Raw genomic sequence first — 18,019 nt, forward strand, 5'->3', positions numbered from 1 at the left:
ACCGGCCACACACGACGCCGCCACCAACGCACCTGCAGGGGCGATCCGATGCACGTAGCCGTCGCCGGACCGAGCGGAACTCGCACCGACCGACACCAATCCCCTACCACCGCTGACAAGCAACTCGCCGCCCGGACCTGGATGCGTGGTTGATGTAAGGACACGGGATATTCCCTTGTGGAAAGTAAGATGTGTTGTCCGGGGTGGGCGAGGTGTTCCTCGGCCGTACGCGAAACGGCCGGATCAGAATGCGATGACGAGTCGGCCGCGCACGCCGCCGGCTTCCAGGCGCCGATGGGCGTGCGCCGCCTGCTCCGGCCGAATGGTGTCGGCGACGCGGAGGGCGAGGCGCCCCTCGCCGGCGAGTTGGCGGAGCAGGGCGAGCTTGTCGCGCCGTCCGCCGTAGGCGGGCACGAAGGTCATGACGAGTCTGATGCCGCGTTCTGTGGCCGCCCGCTCGAACGCCGCCTGGTCCGGCAAGCCGCGTACGTACGCCAGGGCGCCGCCGCGGCGGATGGCCGGTAGCAGCGGGGAGCCGATGACCGCGGCATCGACGATCGCGTCGACGCCCTCTTCGGTGAGCGCGCGGAGGCGGTCGGCGACGCCTGGCCCCCGGGCGACCGTGGCGTCCACGCCGAGGTCTGCGACCAGGTCGGCATCGCGCGGTGCGGCGTCGGCGAGCACACGATGCCCTGCGGCCTTGGCCAGTTGTACGGCGTAGCCGCCGACCGCGCCGGCCGCGCCGGTGACCGCGACGGTGCTGCCGGGCCGGAGGTTGAGCCGGTCGAGTGCCTGCAGGGCGGTGAGCCCGTTCATCGGGAGCGTGGCCGCTTCGGCGTGGCTCACCCCGGCTGGTATCTGCGCCACCCACGACTCGGGCAGCACGACCCACTCGGCGTATCCGCCGCCAGCCGGCCGTATCGGATCGGCCATCGCCATCACGTCAACGCCGACGGCCAGCTCGGTTTCGGTTCCTGGGCCGACCTCGTCGATGGTGCCAGCGATGTCGAGGCCGGGGATGACGGGTTCCCTTCCGCGGTTGCGTACGGCTGACACGCCGGTCCGGATCAGCGTGTCTGCGGGGTTGATCGCGGCGGCCCGTACCCGGATCCGAACCTCGCCCGGTCCCGCGTGCGGGGTCGGCAGCTCGACAACCCGCAGCACCTCGGGTCCGCCGTACCTCAGCAGCCCTATCGCTTTCACGTCGCGTTGGCTCCGATCATCCGGGTCGCCGGCGCCCACGGGCTCCGGCTGAGGACTCGTCACTCCAGTGGAGGGCCGCTATCACTTCTGGGGTTGGGCAGTGCCGGTGGCCGAGGAGCGCTCGACGGCCTCGATGAGGCGATGCCGGGCCAGGGCGAGGTCGAAGTCGGGCACGGTGCGGGTCCCCTCGGCCAGGTCGCGGGCGAACCGCGCGTAGAGCCGCGCGACATTGCCGGCGGGGCCCTGCGCCAGTTCGGCCGGGATGCCGTCCGGGGACGCGGGGACCTCGACGCGTGCGGCCCTGCTGTCCGCCCCGCGTCCGCCCTCGAGGGCAAGCTGCGCGACCTGGATGTTCCCCCAGTCCGCGGTCAGGATCAGATCCCCGTCGGTGCCGTTGATCTCCCAACGGAAGTTGTCGCCGCGCGACGCGCCGCCACGGTAGAAGACCGAGACGGCCGCGCCGGAGCAGAGCGTGCCGATCAGGGCAACCTGGTCGGCCGCCGTAACCGGGATCGCGCTGCCGTCCTCGACCACCGTCGTCTTCTTGCGCCCGAGGACGAGGTTCGCCGTGACCTTGTCGAACTCGCCGAGCACGAAGTGCAGCGGGTCGAGGGCGTGCAGCGTGGCCGAGGTGAGCGTGGTCGCACCCTGACTGTTGTCGAACCGGTACCCTTCGCCGTGGCTGGCCACCTCGCCGCCCCAGGCCATGCCGGAGCCGACCAGCGTGGTGCCGAGCACCTCACCGACGTACCCGTCGCGGACGAGGTCGCGGGCGTGCTGGACCTCCGGGGCGTAGCGCCCCTGGAGCCCCACCACGGTACGGACACCGGCCGTGTGGGCCAGTTCGGCGAGGCGCTCGGCCTCGGCCAGACCACTGGCCAGGGGCCACTCGCTGTACACCATCTTGCCCGCCTCCAGCGCCGCCGAGATCAGCTCAAAATGCTGCCTGACCCGCACCGCGACGACCACCAGGTCGACACCGGGATGGGCGAGGAGGTCGCGGTGGTTGTCGTATCCGGGCACCCCGTACTTGGCCGCGGCGGCCTGCGCCGACGCGCGCCGCGACGTGCTCACCGCGCGCAGCTCGAACGCGGGCGACGCCGAGACCACCGGGACGTGGGTTCTGGACGCCCACGCACCAGGTCCGATGATGCCTACGCCTATGGGCGCCATGCTGCTCCCTCCGCTGAGTGCTCGACTCGTTATCTTTCCCCATAAAACACCCAAAGCGGGCTATAGCCTGGACGACTCCGGCGCCCGGGCCCGCCCCTGTCCCAGCGGCGCGACCAGCGTGGCCACAGTTGGTCGGCGAAGGCAGGGCACCCCCGCAACCGGCCGGCGCCGCACGATCGAACTCGGGATGTGCGGCGAGCGCCATGGTACGGCTATCTGGAACGAACGACAAAGTTAGGTTGCCGCTCGCAGCTCCGACGACAGGTCGCCCTGCGGGCTGGTCGAGATCGCCCCGGACCGTCACGCAGCCCCGGTACGGGCCGTTGCAGGCGGCGGGACACCGGGTGACCCGACCGGAACTTTGACGCCCGTTCCAAAAAGGCGTATATCGTGGGAGGATGGCTCGCACTCGAGAGTTCGACCTTGAGGTCGCGGTGGCGGCGGCAATGGACGTGTTCCGTCACAAGGGCTACGAGGGCACCTCCATGCGCGATCTCGCCCAGGCGACCGGATTGGGCAGCGGATCGCTCTACGCCGCGTTCGGCAGCAAGGACGGCCTCTACCTGGCCGCGCTCGACCTCTACCGGCAGCGGTACGCGACCCCGCTGGCCGAGATGCTGCGCTCTGGCAACGACGCCCGCGACGTCATCCGCGAGGTGTTCGTGGGCGTTGTCGACGACATCGTGCGGGACGGTCGGCGGCAGGCGTGCTTGATCGTCGGTGCCGCGATGGAGCGGGCCCACAGCGACCTCCGGGTCGCCGAGCGACTCCGGTCAACCACCCAGTCACTCGAACTCACCCTCTTCGACCTGCTCGCCGAGGGACAGCTGCGTGGCGATATTCCGGCCGACCGCAGCGCGAGCGACCTAGCCGTGTTCCTCGTCACCAGCCTGCAAGGCTTGCGCGTGATGGGCGCCATCAACCCCGACCGAGCCACCTTGATGCGCTCCGCCGAGGTCGCGCTGCGCTGCCTGACCTGAGCCGACACAACCCCTGGGTGATACAGGGACAGCGTACGTCTGTCGGCGTACGGCGACAGGTACGACAGGCCCGCCGTATCCGGCAGGTAACCGCCGCACGCTCAAAACGGGGAACTCACGTCCCGCGAATCACCGAGGCTAAGGATTTATCCCGAGGCGTGTGTGCTCAATGGCGAGTGATCACAGCGTGCCGGCTTGGCATATGCGGAATCCTACCGATGCGGGACGACGCTTTGACTGCGACCTTCGAAGGCACGCGTAACGCCCAAGACCGGTCAGCGGACGCCCGGATTCCCATCGCGTTCTGACAGGCGGCGGATCAGCAGGTGGTGAAGCTGTGTTCCGCACCGCTGGCGCACGAGTGACGGGACGTGCCGAAATCGGCACACGAAGGGAGTTCCTTCCATGACCAGCGTTTCCGCGTCCGAGAAGGGCGCAGCGGTCGATGCCGACCCGAGCGACCGCGACCACACCGAGCCGCCGATGGCGGCGGACGAGTGGATGCGCACGCTCTATCGCGACCACGCTGGACCGCTGTACCGGTTCCTGCTTGGCATCACGTACAACGACTCCCAGGCCGCGGAGGATTTCCTGCAGGAGACGATGCTGAAAGCCTGGCGTAACCTGGACGGGCTGGGCACCGGCGGGGATCGGGTACGCCCCTGGCTGTTCACCGTGAGCAGGCGGATCGCGATTGACGCGGCACGCGCCCGGAACGCCCGACCGAGCGAGGTCGGTACCGCCGACGTCGCGAGGCTGCCCGCTTCGGACGACCCGATCGAGCGGATCACCACCGCGCATCTGGTGCGCCAGGCGATGCGGGCGCTCACATCCGAGCAGCGCTCCGTGCTCGTTGAGATGTTCTATCGGGATGCGTCCGCGGCGGAGGCCGCAGCCCGGTTGGGTGTCCCGGTCGGTACGGTCAAGTCGCGTACCCACTACGCGCTGCGGTCGTTGTCCGCGGCGATCGGTGCCGTTGCGGGATGACCGGCATACCGGGCGTCGTCGGCTGGCGGGGTCCAAGCGTCGATTCCTCGGCCGCCGCGGCGGTAGTTCGTGGTCATACGGGAACGGTCCCGGGTTGGGAGAACCACTTCGTGACCGCGATCACGCGCCGCGGTCACGAAGCGCCCCGCGCGCTGGCGGCCCGCGCGCTGGCGGCCCGCGCCGCCGGTCGTGCCATGATTGCCCCCGTGGAGGTCAGACCCGTCAGCTCCGTCTTCGTGGGACGGGGTCCGGAGCTCGAAGCACTCGGCCGCGCGGTCGAACTGGCCGATGGTGGGGCACCCCAGGCGGTGCTCCTGCGCGGCGAGGCGGGCGTCGGCAAGACCAGGCTGATCGAGGAGCTGCTCCGTACCCTTGAGGCCCGGTCCGCGACAACGGCGGCCGGCGGCTGTGTGGAGATCGGCGGCGAAGGCCTTCCGTTCGCCCCGTTCTCCGCGGTCCTGCGTGCCCTGTGGCAGCAGCTGCCTGAGGAGGTCCGAGCGGCGAGCGCGGGACACGAGGAGCTACTCGCCCGGATCCTGCCGGACCTGGGCCCATCGGGACCAATAGGGCAGGGCGACGACGACAGCGCCCGCCTCTTCGAGCTCACCGCCCGGATCCTGGAACGGCTCGCGTCGAGCCGTCTGGTCGTGTTGGTCATCGAGGATCTGCACTGGGCCGATCCGTCCACCCGCCACCTCCTCGGCTACCTGTTCCGTACCAGACGCAATGGTCGACTCTTGATCATCGCCAGCTACCGCTCCGACGACATCCATCGCCGACATCCACTACGCCCGCTGCTCGCGGAGGCTGACCGGCTACGCTCGGTGCAGCGCATCGAGATCCGCCGGTTCGATCGGGTCGAGGTCCTGAAGCAGCTCACCGGCATCCTCGGTGTCCCGCCGAACCCGGCCCTGCTCAACGAGATCTTCGAACGGTCGGACGGCAACCCGTTCTTCGTCGAGGAACTCGCCCGCTCGTACGTCGACCATGCGCGGGTGCGCCTGGATGACCTCCGTGACCTGCTACTGGTCCGACTGGATGCGTTGCCGGACAGCAGTCAACAAATCATCCGCATCGCGGCGGAAGGTGGCGTGGCAGTCACTTACCCGCTGTTGAAGGCCGTAGTCGGCCTGCCGGAAGAAGAGCTGATCGAGGCACTGCGCGTCGCCGTACTCGCGCACATCCTCATCCCGGCCGCGGACGAATCCGGTTACCGATTCCGGCACTCGCTGGTCCGTGAGGCAGTGAGCGGCAGCCTCCTGCCGGGCGAGCGGTCTTTGATCAATCAGAAGTACGCGGAGGCGCTGGAGGCGGACCCGTCGCTTGTCCGCGACGAGGAACTGGCCACGCGTCTCGCCCACCACTGGTACAACGCGCACGACGACGTCAAAGCCCTACGGATGAGCGTGTCCGCCTCGGTCGAGGCGCGCAACCGCTACGCGTACGCGGAGCAGCTGCGGTTGCTCGAACGCGCGATGGAACTCTGGGGCCGGGTGCCGGAGTCGGAACGCGGCGCATTGCGTCCGCTGAGCCACTCGGAGACGTACCCGCTGCGTGGTCATGGGGCCGACGGAGCCGCGCGCTACATAGATCTACTCGCCGCGGCGACCGTCGCCGGCCGGCAGAGCGGGGAATGCGACCGGGCACTCAACCTGGCACGCCAGGCACTGGAACTCCTCGCGCCGGACGGCGACCGGCTGTACCGGGCCTGGTTCTGGCTGCAACGCGCCGCGCTGGTGCAGGAACTGAATCGCGGCGACGGGTGGCAGGAGCTGCGCAATGCCCACGATCTGGTACGCGGACTCCCTCCGTCGGCCGTACACGCTGACGTTCTCATTCAGCTCGCCAGCTGGGGCGCGAAGCACCGGCCGGGGCCGGAGAGCCAGCTCGCGGCCGAGCGCGCCGTGGACTATGCCAGCCTCGTCGGAGCCGAGGACCTTGAACTGCACGCCCGTATCACCCGGTGCTGGCTCGGCGCCGAGACCGACGTCGACGGCAAGCTTCTCGTCGAACTGTACGAGGTACGCCGACGGGCCGAGGAACTGGGCGCGGTCGGAATCATCGGCCGGGCCAACCACAACCTGCCGTCGTCCCTCGAGGGGGTGGGCCGGTCGGAGGAGGCGGTGGCTGCGGCCGAGCACGGCGTCGAGGTGTGCCGCTCGCTCGGCCTGACCGAGACCGAGGCCTGGGTGCATGCCAACCGCTCGCTCTCGCTCTTCTCCCTGGGGCGCTGGTCGGAGTCCGATGCCGCCCTCGACCAGGCGGCAGCGGTCGCGCAGTCGTACAAGGCCCGAGCGGTCATCGCGATGCGCCGCTCGTACACTCTGCTGGCCCGGGGGGACATCGACACGGCCGCAACCCAGCTCGCCCTGAGCCGTCGGTTGCTCGGCACCGAGGACCTCCAGCCGCAGTTGCTCGTGTCCCTGGTCCACTACGCCATGGAGATCGCGGCGCGGCAGGGCAGGCTCGCCGATGCGCGAGCCGAGTTCCTTCGCGCACATGCCGCGGGCCTGACCACCGGTCCGGTGCGCTATTCGCTTCCGATGCTGTGCGCCGCCGCGGCGATCGAGGCCGGCGCGCGGGCCTCGGGCGCGACCGGCGATACACCGGCGATACTCGCCGCTATCCGCGAGGCCGCCGCGCGACTACACGTGGTATTCCCCGTCTCCCGGGCCTTCCACGACCTGCTGCAGGCGGAGGTGCACCGGGCGGAAGGCGCCGACGACCCCGATCGGTGGGCGGGGGTGGTCGCCGCCTTCGAGCCGCTGCAGCGCCCCTACGAGCTGGCGATCGCCCACCTGGGCCACGCCCGCGCGCTGCTCGGTGCCCACCAGCGCGTCAATGCGGCCGAGCAACTCGCCCGGGCCCGCGAAATCGTCGACCGGCTCGGTGCCCGCCTGCTGGGTCTGGACATCGAAACGCTGACTCAACGGGCGGGCCTCACACCGACCAGCAAACCGGCGGCCCATCCCCCCACCGACGCGGTCAGCTCCCTCGGGCTCACCCCTCGCGAATCAGAGGTGCTACGGCTGGTCGCGGCGGGACACAGCAACCGCCGGATCGCCGAGGATCTCTACATCTCGCAGAAGACCGCCAGCACCCATGTCTCCAACATCCTCACCAAGCTCGGTGCTTCCGGTCGCACCGAAGCGGCGGCGATCGCGCACCGGCTCGGTCTGCTGATCGGCGGACGCGCCGCCCGATGAGGGTGAGCCTCAGGTCGGGTACGCCCGCCCACGAGCCTTCTGCCCTTTGATGCGACGTGTCCGAAATCGTCAGAGGACTTTCCCGCAACGTTTGCGCCGTTCTCCCTCGCCGACCTTTCCGACATGGAACAGGCCGCCCGTGATTTTGGGAGCTGCGAGGACTCGGCTGGGTGGGTTGGCTCACTATACGGCCTCCGCCTGAACTGCAGCCGGCGGCGAATCCGTTATCGCTGAGGGTCCGCCGTTGTTGGGCCCGAAGCCGATGTGAAAGTTGGACGTTAATGACGAGACAACGTACTACCGGCGATGCGTTGGTCGAGGGACTGATGGCGCACGGGGTCGATATGGTGTTCGGGCTTCCGGGTGTTCAGGCCTACGCTCTATTCGACGCTTTGGCCAAAGTCCAGGACCGGATCACCGTCATCGGGGCGCGTCACGAACAGACTTGCGGGTATATGGCCTACGGATACGCCCGCTCCACCGGCCGCCCCGGGGTGCTGGCCGTGGTACCCGGCCCGGGCGTCCTCAACGCGAGCGCGGCCATGCTGACCGGCTACGGCAGCAGCACGCCGATGGTCTGCATAGCGGGTGACATTCCCTCCTCGGCGCTGCACCGCGGTCTCGGGCACGTTCACGAGCTACCCGACCAGCTCGCCACCCTTCGTTCCTTCACCAAGTGGGCGGGCGCCGTCACTCACCCCGCACACGCGCCCGGCGTCCTGTCCGAGGCTTTCTGGCAGGCCACATCCGGCCGGCCACGGCCGGCGGCCGTCTCGGTACCGTGGGACGTCATGGCCCAGTCGGCCCCGGTTCTCGAGCCGGCACCGCGGGAGGTGGTCGCACCCGAGATCGACCCGGCTGACCTCGACGAGGCTGTGGCCCTGCTGCGCTCCGCCCGCAACCCGATGATCATGGTTGGCAGTGGGGCTCAGGATGCCTCGGCAGCGGTCGCGGAGCTGGCCGAACTGCTGGCGGCCCCCGTGGTCTCGCTGCGTGGCGGCCGCGGGGTGGTGTCCGCCGAGCATCCATCCGCCATGAACAGCGCGGAAGGCTTTGAACGCTGGTCGGATACCGACGTACTGCTGGCCGTGGGCACGCGGCAGGAGCTCGTCTGGTTCAGGTGGCCGGACCGGCCCAAGGGCCTCAAGACGATCAACCTGGACATCGACCCCGAGCAGCATGCGCGGCTACAACCGACGGTGGGACTGACCGGTGACGCCAGCGACGGTGTGGCGGCGCTACTCGAACGGCTTCGCACCGACCAGCCGCGGCCTTCCCGCAGGGCCGAGTTCGACGCGGCGCGCCAAAGCGTCCGTGACCGGTTGACCGCCTCCCTGCAGCCGCACACCGAGTATTTGGCCGCGATCCGCGCCGTGCTGCCCGACGACGGCTTCTTCGTCGACGAGATATCACAGGTTGGCTTCGCGTCGCTTGTCGCGTTCCCGGTACGCAACCCTCGTACCTTCATTTCCAGCGGCTCGCAGGCGACGCTCGGGTTCGGGTTCCCCACCGCGCTGGGAGTGAAGGCGGCCCATCCCAGCTCGCCGGTCGTGTCGATCACCGGTGACGGAGGCTTCCTCTTCGCGGCGACCGAACTGGCCACCGCGGTGCAGTACAACCTCGACGTGGTCACCATCGTCTTCACCAACAACGCTTACGGCAACGTCCTGGCCGACCAGCAACGTCTCTTCAACGGACGGGCTCTCGCCGCGGAACTGCACAACCCCGACTTCGTCGCGCTCGCCCGATCCTTCGGCGCCGACGGCCACCGAGCGGAGAACCCCGAGCAGTTGCGGGCGACCCTGGACAAGGCCCTCGGTGCCGGGCGGCCAGCGGTGATCGAGGTTCCCATGCCACTCGACACCGACAGCTCGCCCTGGCCGTTCCTCCTGCCACCGTCCCGAACCGCGGCGACCACTCCGAATCCCTAGTGCGCCGACCAGGAGGTTCACTGGGTTGATGGCACGCCGGTCGTGATGTGCTCGGAGGGCGTCATCCGGCCTCACCCTCCACAGCGTTCGAACTCGTTGTTGAGGGTGAGCTGGATGAGGTACGGAATACGCCGAAGATCGCAGTCTTGCGCGGTCCCCCACGGGCCACGGGACGATGCCGGTATGCCGGGGCGCGTGGCGGCCGTATCGCCCAGCGGCGAATGGGCTGGTGCCGCGTACCCCGCACGGCCAGGGCCGGGCAGGTCAACGCGCTGCGTGCGGTGATCCGCGACCGCCGCGAATGGTGATGGCTGCCACGCCGCTCCGCTACCACCCGGCGACCATGCTCTACGCGCCGCTCTCCGGACGCACCGAGGCCGCCGCGATGGCCGACCGGCTCGGGTCTTCTGATCGGCTGACCATCCCGGTTACGGTGCGGGCGTCGGCGGACGGATCCGGTCCCCGACCAGGTTCCCTGTCGCGACAGCGATCAAGATGACCATCACGACAAGCGCGGCCATCACCGGTGGCAGCAGGGGCGCGGCCGGTGCCAGACCGGCCAGCAGGAGCAGCCCGCTCAGCCGGACCAGGTCGACCCGCCCGAACAGGGTGTAGTCGAGCAGGACGCGGCCGATCAGGAACAGGCCCGGGCCGCCGTGGATAACCGCCGCCCAGGACGTCGGGGTGTCGCCGAACGGCCGTTCGATGACGAGTTGACTAGTCACCGCCGTGCACAGGATGCCCGCCACCATGATCAGATGAACAAACGCGATGATCTCTCTGAGTCGGGCCGGATTGGCGGACGTGGCGATGACGGAGGTCAGTTGATCTCCGGCACGGTAGATGTAGATGCGCCAGATCATTACCGTGATCGTGAAGACCACGGCGAGTGCCCAGGCCTGATCAGTCGTGAATCCGCTCAGGCTGAACGACCGGCCGGTCAAAAAGATCGACACGCCGAGCGCGACGATGATGAACTGCCGATAGCGCTCGGCAATCCGCTCGCCGACCACCTCTGCTGCCGAAGGCAGTCGGCACCACGACCACGGCGTGGGCCAGCCGAGCACAACCCCGGTGTATTCCACCGCTACCGCCGCCGCCCAGAGCACGCCACGGGTGGTCCCAGCCAGCAGCCCGCCCAAGATCCACGGTGCCGCTGCGGCGGCCTGCCAGAAAAGGATCCGGCGAACCCTGAGCTTCAACGCCGGGTTCGGGACGATCAGCAGATAGTAGACGCCCTTGGTGAGACTGGTCGTCACATAGACAATCGCGAACAGCAGGCCACTGTTGCCGTACGCGTCGACCACGGCACTCGCCAACAGCAGGCTGCCCGCCATGACCACGACGATCTGCGGCCCGATCAAGGGCTCGCTCAGATCCACCACGTCACCCGCCCAGGCGGTCAGCGCCCAGAGCAACGAGAACGCCAACAGCAGTATCAGGGTCTGCCACGCGCCCACCCAGGTCAGCTCGCTGAGCAACTTTTCCGAGAGAGCGATCAGCACAAAGACGAAGGCGAGGTCGAAAAAGAGTTCGAGGATCGCGGGGCGGGCCGGATCAGGCCGGGCTGGAACCGCCACCCCAGCGTCGCCGCGCATTGCCATCGATCAGCCCATCTAGCCTGGTCTGCCGCCGCACCGTGGTTGCCTCCACCACACTACGGGTTCCACGTCAGAGGCGATGGGAATGATGGGCATCCGGCCAGCGCCCTCCGCCGAGCAGGCTGGTCAAGCCGGGCCGTTTCGCTGCCCGCCTACGACGAGCTTTATAGGCTTGACCGGGCAAATCCACCTGGATGTGGTGTCTCCTCGCCTGCGTCCCCGCACTCCGCTGCGGTCGAAGCCGGACCCACAAGCCAAGGAATCCGGCGTTGAAGGGGCCGTAGGAGGTCGCAACGGTGGCCATTGGCGATCAGCCCCGGATCCTTCGCCGGCGGGGCGAGCATGAGCAGCCGATCTTTCTGGAACTCTTCTTCGACCTGGTCTACATCTTCATGCTCTCCCGACTGTCGCAAGGCCTTGCCGGTGAACTCACCACACGTAACGTGGCTCAGACCGCTGTACTGCTGCTCGCCGCCTGGTGGGTCTGGGTGTTGACCGCCTGGCTGACTGACCTGTTCGACCCCCAGCTGCCGGTGATCCAGGGCCTGGTTCTTGTGGTCATGTTCGGCACGCTGGCGATGGCCGTCACGGTGCCGAGCGCCTTCGGAGCGCATGGATTCGTCTTCGTCGCAGCGTACTTCGGCATCCATGTCGCCCGCGACGCGGTCCTTATTCCCGGCACCCGCGTAAACCCGTACATCCAGGCCCGAAGCATTCGGGTCTTCTTCTGGTTCCTCGTCTCCGCCCCGCTGTGGGTCGCCGGAGTGTTCACCGAGGGGAACATCCGGCTGGCGCTCTGGGGAATCGCGGCGGCAGTGGATCTCTGGTCGGCCCGAATCGGCTGGCCGACGCCGAGGCTCGGCCGCACCGAACTCGCCAGCCAGATCTTCACCGGCATCCACCTGACCGAGCGCCACCGGCAGATCTTCATCATCGGGATCGGCGAGCTGATTCTCACCGCTGGTTCCGGGCTCGCATTCTCCCACCGTGATGGCGGCCGGGTAGCCGTTGCCGCAGTGGCGTTCGCCAACGCGATGCTCCTCTTCCAGCTGTATTTCCAGCGGGTCCAGCAACTGCTGGCTCCCAGCGAGGTCTCCTCCGTGGAGCGGGTCCGTCCAGCCACCTCCACCTCCTACACCCATCTGGTGATGGTGGCCGGCATCGTAGTCATCTCGACCAGCACCTCGCTCACGTTCAACCGACCGTTCGGTGACGTGCCGGTGGCCTGGATCCTCACCCTTCTCGGCGGCCCCGGGCTTTTCCTCCTCGGCACCTGCATGTTCGACTACCTGGTGACCAGCCGGATCCTCTGGTCCCGATCCATCGCCTTGCTCGTGCTGGCCGTGATCGCCCCCGCGATGCCCCTACTGCCACCACTCGGCATCATGATCGTGACCAACCTGGTCCTACTGATCACCCTGGTCAGCGAGATTGTCAGTCGTCGCCGGCCGGTCGCCACCTGATCAACCAACGCCGGTAAAAGACGACCGACGACTCGCCGCGGCAACCCCCATGCAGCGCCGCGTACCGGTCCGCGTCGTCGCCGACCCGGAGGTAGCTACGCCGCTGCGCCCGCACCCAGCCAGGCGAGCCCGGCACCGGCCCAGCCGGAGCCGGGCCAAGCCCAGCCTGACGCAGCCGGCGAAGCAGCCCAGCCCAAGACTGCGGGCAACGACCGCCGCGGCACCGGCGGGATCGAAGCACTCGGAGATCTGCAAGGTCACCGCGGGCGGTGTCACCTACTACCCCCTCGCTTCACCCCGACGTACTCCTCATGGCTCAACCTCGTCGACCGCTGGTTCGCCGACCTGACCAACCGCGAACTACGACGCAGCGCCCACGCGGTGTCAGAGTCCTGGAAGCCGACGTGAAGTCCTGGATCGAAGCCTGGACAAGACCCCAAACCATTTGTGTGGACCACGACCGCCCGGACACTGCCTGCGAGAACGTCGACCACACGTTAATCGGACATGTATCTACGGCTCTTACGATTTACCCGTGTACCGACCTTCGCGCAGCGAAAAATCGCCGGGAGAAATACGAGGGAATACGCGCTGTGACGCCGCGGCGACTTTCCAACGGCGGCGTGGCCCTGACCGCAAACGAACATGCAGGAAGAGAGCATGAGCAACTTCGACTTCATCATCGTCGGCGGCGGCACCGCCGGCTGCGTGCTGGCCGCACGCCTCTCCGAAGACCCGGGCTCGCGGGTGCTACTTCTCGAGGCCGGCCCGCATACTGGCCCGGACACCATGGCTGATCCAGCGAGCGCGTTCAGTTTATGGGGGTCGCCCGTCGACTGGGCCTACACGACGGTACCCCAGGCCGGCACCGAGGGCGCGGTACATGCCTGGCCTCGGGGCAAGGTGCTGGGCGGATCGAGCAGCATCAACGCCATGCTGCACACGCGTGGCGACCGGGCCAGCTATGACGCATGGGAGACCTCGGGGGCAGTCGGTTGGAACTACGATTCGATTTTGCCGTTCCTTAGACGTACCGAGCGGGCCCTCGATGGAGACCCCCGGGTACGCGGCACGGGCGGGCCGATGCGCCTTGAGCGCGGTCCCGAGCCCGGGCCGTTGCCGCGCGCCTGGTATCAGGCGGCACTGAGCCTTGGCTACCCGGACGCCGGGGACGGCAATGGTTTTCAAGCCGAAGGAGTCGCCTGGAGCGAGATGAACATCGTCGGCGGAAAACGCCAGAGCGCTGCCGACGCCTATCTGCTCCCCGTGCTGGACCGCCAGAACCTCACAGTGGTAAGCGGCGCGTCCGTCCGTCGGCTGCTGCTCGACGGGCGACGCTGCGGCGGCGCCGAGTACGTCGTCGGCAACGAGGTGCACACGGCCGTCGCCGATCGTGAGGTCGTGCTGGCGGCGGGAGCCATCGCATCACCTCAACTGCTGCTGCTCTCCGGAGTCGGTCCGGCCTCGCACCTGAGGATGCTCGGGATCAATGTCAATGTCGACCTGCCCGGTGTTGGCGAGAACCTCCAGGACCACGTGGTGAGCTGGGTGAACTACACCGCGAAGCAGCCCCTACTAACCGGTGGGCCGTTCGCCAATCCGCCGCGTCTTCTGTGCCGGAGCGCCAAGGGAGCGGACCCGGACCTGCAGGTGATTCTGAGCCCCGCGGCGTGGGGACCTCGCTGGTCGATCAGCGACAACATCGATGAGGCCTATTCCATCGTGGTCGCACTGATGCGCCCCGAGAGTCGCGGCTCGGTACGGCTGAACAGGGCGGACCCCGCCGGCCAGCCGCTCATCGACCCCGCCTACTTCACCGACGAGCGTGATCTTGATCGGATGGTCGAGGGCGTGCGGCTGGCTCGCCAGATAGGCGAGGGAGACGCCCTGGCACCCTGGAGGCTTGCCGAGTCGCATCCCGGCACGGAGGCACAGGACGACGAGGCACTTCGCACCTACGTCAGGAAGAGCGCGGGAACCTATTTTCACCCGGTGGGGACGTGCCGGATCGGCACCGACCGGTTCGCGGTGGTCGATCCTGAGTTGCGAGTATGCGGCATTGATGGACTGCGCGTCGCAGACGCTTCGGTCATGCCCTCCATCGTGTCGGCAAACACCAACGCATCCGTGCTGGCAATTGCCGAACGAGCGGCGTCTCTCCTGGCCACGACCTAAGCGGGCACGCTGTTGAGAACGGCTCGACCAGAGAGTTTCCCGGTTCACATCAAACGACCACGCCGCTAATCGTGGGAGCAACCATGATCTTCATCGCATCAGGAACCGACCTGCGCCCGAACGAATTCGGTCCGTTCATGGCCGAAGAGGCTGAGGTGTTGGAGCAGCTTCGCGCCGGGGGTACCGTCAAGGCAGTCTTCAAGCGGGTTTCCGGCGGCGGCGTCATCAGCGTCGTGGAGGCGGCCACCGTGGAGGAGGCCGTCGAGCAGCTCGAACGCCTTCCCCTGGTCCGGGAAGGCCTGCTGACTTTCGAACTCACCGAGGTGACCGAACTGTAGTAGCTCTGTGACATCAGCTCGACCAGCGCCCGGATGCACACCGCGCTACGCATCGGCCGCCTGTTGTCGGTACCAAGAAGCAGGTGGTCTTTGGCCAATCCGGTCCAAGGCGACGACGACGCGGCGGAGACCCGGATCTTCGTCGACCTGCCGGGCGGGCCTGGTTTTCGACAGCCAATCGGCGCTGATGCAGGAGTCCACCCCTGTCCGACGAGGTGACGACCGTTCCACCCTGGACCAACGACCCCGAAGGCGTCCAGGAGGGACAGGTTCTCGGTCGGTCGCCCGCCGGGCCCGATCGCTGGCGGCCCGGACGGGCGACCGACCGAGAACCTCGCCAACTCCGGCCGGACGTCGTCCTGCCGGGACGGTGGCGACTCAGCCACACCGGGGCCTCCGTGACACCGTCGTCGGCATACCCAGTCGGCTGGCCGGCGCCGGGTGTCCGTCCGTCGGTAGATCTTACGGGCCCGTTGTTGGCACAACGCCCTGGTTGGGTCGCCCCGCTCCGCCGCGAAGGCGGAGTTGTCCAACCGCAGGGGTGGCTCAGCCAGCCCATCACACCCTTGTCCGTCAGATCGGGTCGATCCCAATCCGGAGGAAGCCGTGGAAAAGCTTCGGGTAGCCCTGCAGGCGACCGACCCGCTCACCCACGAGGGCCTGGCCAGCTATGTGCGATCGCGGCCGGAGATGATCCTGCTGCGCGCTGTCGAGCACACCGAGGCGGAAGTCCTCATCGTGTCCGTCGAGCGCCTCACCACCGACGCCGTGGCCATGCTTCGCCGGGCCGTGACCGAGGTCGGCGTCCCCGTCGTACTCATCACCAACGAAATCAATGAAGCCGAACTGCTCATAGCCGTCGAATGCCGGGTCGTCGCGATCCTGCCCCGGCCCGCGGTGACTGCGGACCGCTTCGCGTACACCGTGCTGGCCGCGGCCAAGGGCGATGGGGTGATGCCCCCGAAGTTGGTGGGCGGACTACTCAGGCACATCGAGCGCATGCAGCGCGATGTGCTTGCCCCAAACGGTCTGAACGCCGCCGGCCTGACCCCACGCGAGGTCGACGTGCTCCGGCTGATGGCCGACGGGCTCGACACCAACGAGATCGCCAGCAAGCTGGCCTACTCGGAGCGGACCATCAAGAACATCATCTACAGCGTCCTGCACCGGCTCAATCTACGCAACCGCTCCCATGCGGTCGCCTACGCGCTGCGTTCCGGTTTGATCTGCAGAGGTAGCCCATCGCCGAGTGGTCGCCCGACGCTGAATTGTGATCGCGCTCACCCGACGCGGGTCGGTACCCGGTGCGTTGTTCCCACCCTGGCGGCTGTCGTCGTACGCGGGGGCGACGCCCGGGATGTGAGCCGAAGAGTCCGGTGCGCCGCGGCGAAGAACAGCGGGCCATCGATGCGGTATGCCTCCGCGCTCCACCCGGGGGGCCAGGGGCTATCCCGGCAGGGCTCACCCGTCCGGTGCCCATCCACCCGTCGCCGGGAACAGCGCCCGGAGCCTATCGGTTATCCAGCCGGTACGTTTTGAATACCAGGGCTACCAGCCGCACTGCTGGTGAGCTGCGAAGAAGCACTGCGAAATGTCTACGTCCCGTGGAGGAAGCGCCATGACAGCCATGCTCGTCGACAAGATCGTCCCGTCAACGGAGGCGGCGGAGGCTGTGGTCACGTGTGACGCCGAGCTCATGCGCAGCGTGTTGGCCAGGGTCGGGGACAAGTGGTCCGTTGTCGTGATCTGCGAGCTGGGCCGCGGGGCCCGCCGCTTCAACGAGCTGCGACGACTGGCGCGCCCCATTACCCAGCGGATGCTCAGCACCACCCTGCGGGGCCTGGAGCGTGACGGCGTGGTCACCCGTACGGTGCACCCCACCGTCCCACCCCAGGTCGAGTACGCCCTCGCCCCCGCCGGGCAGACCCTGCTCACCATCGTTCAGGACCTCGCGGGCTGGACCGAGCAGAACCTCGACGGCATCCGCGCCAGCCGGGCCGCGTACGACCGCCGCCGTGAGGATTCGGCCGGCGCGGAGCTCTGACTACTTCGCGGTCAGGCCGCCGTCGATCGCGAGAGCCGCGCCGGTGATGTAGGCGGCGTCGTCGCTGAGCAGGAACGACGTGAATGCGGCAATCTCGTCCTCCCGGCCGGCCCGACCGTTCGGCTGCATGCCCAGGAAATGCCGCTCGATCTCCGGATTCGCCGACACCTCGCGCCACAGCGGAGTGTCGACCAGTCCGGTCACCAGGGCGTTTACCCGCACACCCTCGGCGGCCACGTCCAGGGCGGACGAGCGGGTGAGTCCGATGACGCCGTGCTTTGCCGCCGAGTAGGCTGCCAACTTCGCATCACCGACGATTCCCACCGTCGAGGCGTTGTTGACGATGGAACCGCCGCCGGACGCCACGATCGCCGGGATCTCGTACTTCAAGCTGTAGAACACGCTGGTCAAGTTCCGGTCGATCGTGCTGCGCCAGAACGCATCGTCGATGTCGCGTACGGCACCGACGGCGTTGCCCCCACCGGCGTTATTGAACGCACCGTCGAGCCGGCCAAACTCGGCGACGGCGACCCGTACCAGCTCGGCGACCTGCTCCTCCACCGTCACGTCGGTCGGCACGAACAGCGCCTGGCCACCGGCCGCCGCGATTTCGGCAACGACCCCCTCGCCACGCTCCTTGTCCCGCGCGCCGATGACGACCTTCGCTCCCTCTCCGGCAGCTCGCCGGGCAAACGCCCGCCCCATTCCCATGGTGCCGCCCGTCACAACGATGACCTTCGATTGCAGTCGTGCAGACATCTTCCCTTTATCCCTTCAGAATTCCGTTTATATGTCTTGACCAGAGCCCGCTTTCAGCAGTCCGCGACCAAGGCTCTCCCCAGACGCCGGGATCGACAAGAAGGCAGTTTTAAGTGCTCAGGTTCCCTGAAGGGAACTGCCCTCCGCTCAACTGCCCCA

General features: G+C 68.0%; 12 protein-coding genes and 2 pseudogenes. 10 read left to right on the plus strand and 4 right to left on the minus strand.

The features are described 5' to 3' along the window. Nucleotides 1-243 precede the first annotated feature (243 nt). Nucleotides 244-1,242: an NADP-dependent oxidoreductase gene (locus tag AB0J86_RS05245; protein WP_363852826.1), complete on the minus strand. Its 999-nt coding sequence runs from the start codon at nt 1,240-1,242 to the stop codon at nt 244-246. 42 nt (nt 1,243-1,284) lie between these two features. Next, complete coding sequence (locus tag AB0J86_RS05250; RefSeq protein ID WP_363852829.1) at nt 1,285-2,376, minus strand: Gfo/Idh/MocA family oxidoreductase; 1,092 nt, start codon at nt 2,374-2,376, stop codon at nt 1,285-1,287. Nucleotides 2,377-2,774: 398 nt separating this feature from the next. On the opposite strand from AB0J86_RS05250, the gene AB0J86_RS05255 reads away from it, so the two are divergent. From AB0J86_RS05255 to AB0J86_RS05270, 4 genes are all read left to right on the plus strand, one after another. Continuing rightward, complete coding sequence (locus tag AB0J86_RS05255; protein ID WP_363852832.1) at nt 2,775-3,356, plus strand: helix-turn-helix domain-containing protein; 582 nt, start codon at nt 2,775-2,777, stop codon at nt 3,354-3,356. A 405-nt stretch (nt 3,357-3,761) separates the two neighbouring features. After that, complete coding sequence (locus AB0J86_RS05260) at nt 3,762-4,343, plus strand: sigma-70 family RNA polymerase sigma factor (protein ID WP_363852835.1); 582 nt, start codon at nt 3,762-3,764, stop codon at nt 4,341-4,343. 110 nt (nt 4,344-4,453) lie between these two features. After that, nucleotides 4,454-7,549, plus strand: a complete 3,096-nt coding sequence (locus AB0J86_RS05265; protein ID WP_363852838.1) for an AAA family ATPase — start codon at nt 4,454-4,456, stop codon at nt 7,547-7,549. Between the two features lie 281 nt (nt 7,550-7,830). Then, complete coding sequence (locus AB0J86_RS05270; RefSeq protein WP_363852841.1) at nt 7,831-9,480, plus strand: thiamine pyrophosphate-dependent enzyme; 1,650 nt, start codon at nt 7,831-7,833, stop codon at nt 9,478-9,480. Nucleotides 9,481-9,908: 428 nt separating this feature from the next. Here AB0J86_RS05270 and AB0J86_RS05275 read toward each other — a convergent pair whose 3' ends face one another. Continuing rightward, nucleotides 9,909-11,084, minus strand: a complete 1,176-nt coding sequence (locus AB0J86_RS05275) for a low temperature requirement protein A (protein ID WP_363852844.1) — start codon at nt 11,082-11,084, stop codon at nt 9,909-9,911. A gap of 293 nt (nt 11,085-11,377) precedes the next feature. On the opposite strand from AB0J86_RS05275, the gene AB0J86_RS05280 reads away from it, so the two are divergent. The 6 genes and pseudogenes from AB0J86_RS05280 (at nt 11,378) to AB0J86_RS05305 (ending at nt 17,101) form a co-directional block, all read left to right on the plus strand. After that, nucleotides 11,378-12,544, plus strand: coding sequence for a low temperature requirement protein A (locus AB0J86_RS05280; protein ID WP_363852847.1), 1,167 nt, complete (start codon nt 11,378-11,380; stop codon nt 12,542-12,544). A gap of 291 nt (nt 12,545-12,835) precedes the next feature. Next, nucleotides 12,836-13,045, plus strand: a pseudogene (locus AB0J86_RS05285) (IS630 family transposase); the annotation flags it as partial. A gap of 159 nt (nt 13,046-13,204) precedes the next feature. Then, on the plus strand, nt 13,205-14,719 hold the full coding sequence (locus tag AB0J86_RS05290) for a GMC family oxidoreductase N-terminal domain-containing protein (RefSeq protein ID WP_363852850.1): 1,515 nt from the start codon (nt 13,205-13,207) through the stop codon (nt 14,717-14,719). 83 nt (nt 14,720-14,802) lie between these two features. Beyond that, nucleotides 14,803-15,057, plus strand: coding sequence for a hypothetical protein (locus AB0J86_RS05295; RefSeq protein WP_363852853.1), 255 nt, complete (start codon nt 14,803-14,805; stop codon nt 15,055-15,057). 606 nt (nt 15,058-15,663) lie between these two features. After that, nucleotides 15,664-16,284 (plus strand): annotated as a pseudogene (locus AB0J86_RS05300) (response regulator transcription factor); the annotation flags it as partial. A 391-nt stretch (nt 16,285-16,675) separates the two neighbouring features. After that, entirely contained in the window at nt 16,676-17,101 is a 426-nt protein-coding gene (locus AB0J86_RS05305) for a helix-turn-helix domain-containing protein (RefSeq protein WP_363852856.1), read from the plus strand. Here AB0J86_RS05305 and AB0J86_RS05310 read toward each other — a convergent pair whose 3' ends face one another. After that, nucleotides 17,102-17,860, minus strand: a complete 759-nt coding sequence (locus AB0J86_RS05310; protein ID WP_363852859.1) for an SDR family oxidoreductase — start codon at nt 17,858-17,860, stop codon at nt 17,102-17,104. Nucleotides 17,861-18,019 lie beyond the last annotated feature (159 nt).

Origin of the sequence: Micromonospora sp. NPDC049559, from assembly GCF_040676675.1 — a bacterium.
Taxonomy (GTDB): Bacteria; Actinomycetota; Actinomycetes; order Mycobacteriales; family Micromonosporaceae; genus JBFAPK01.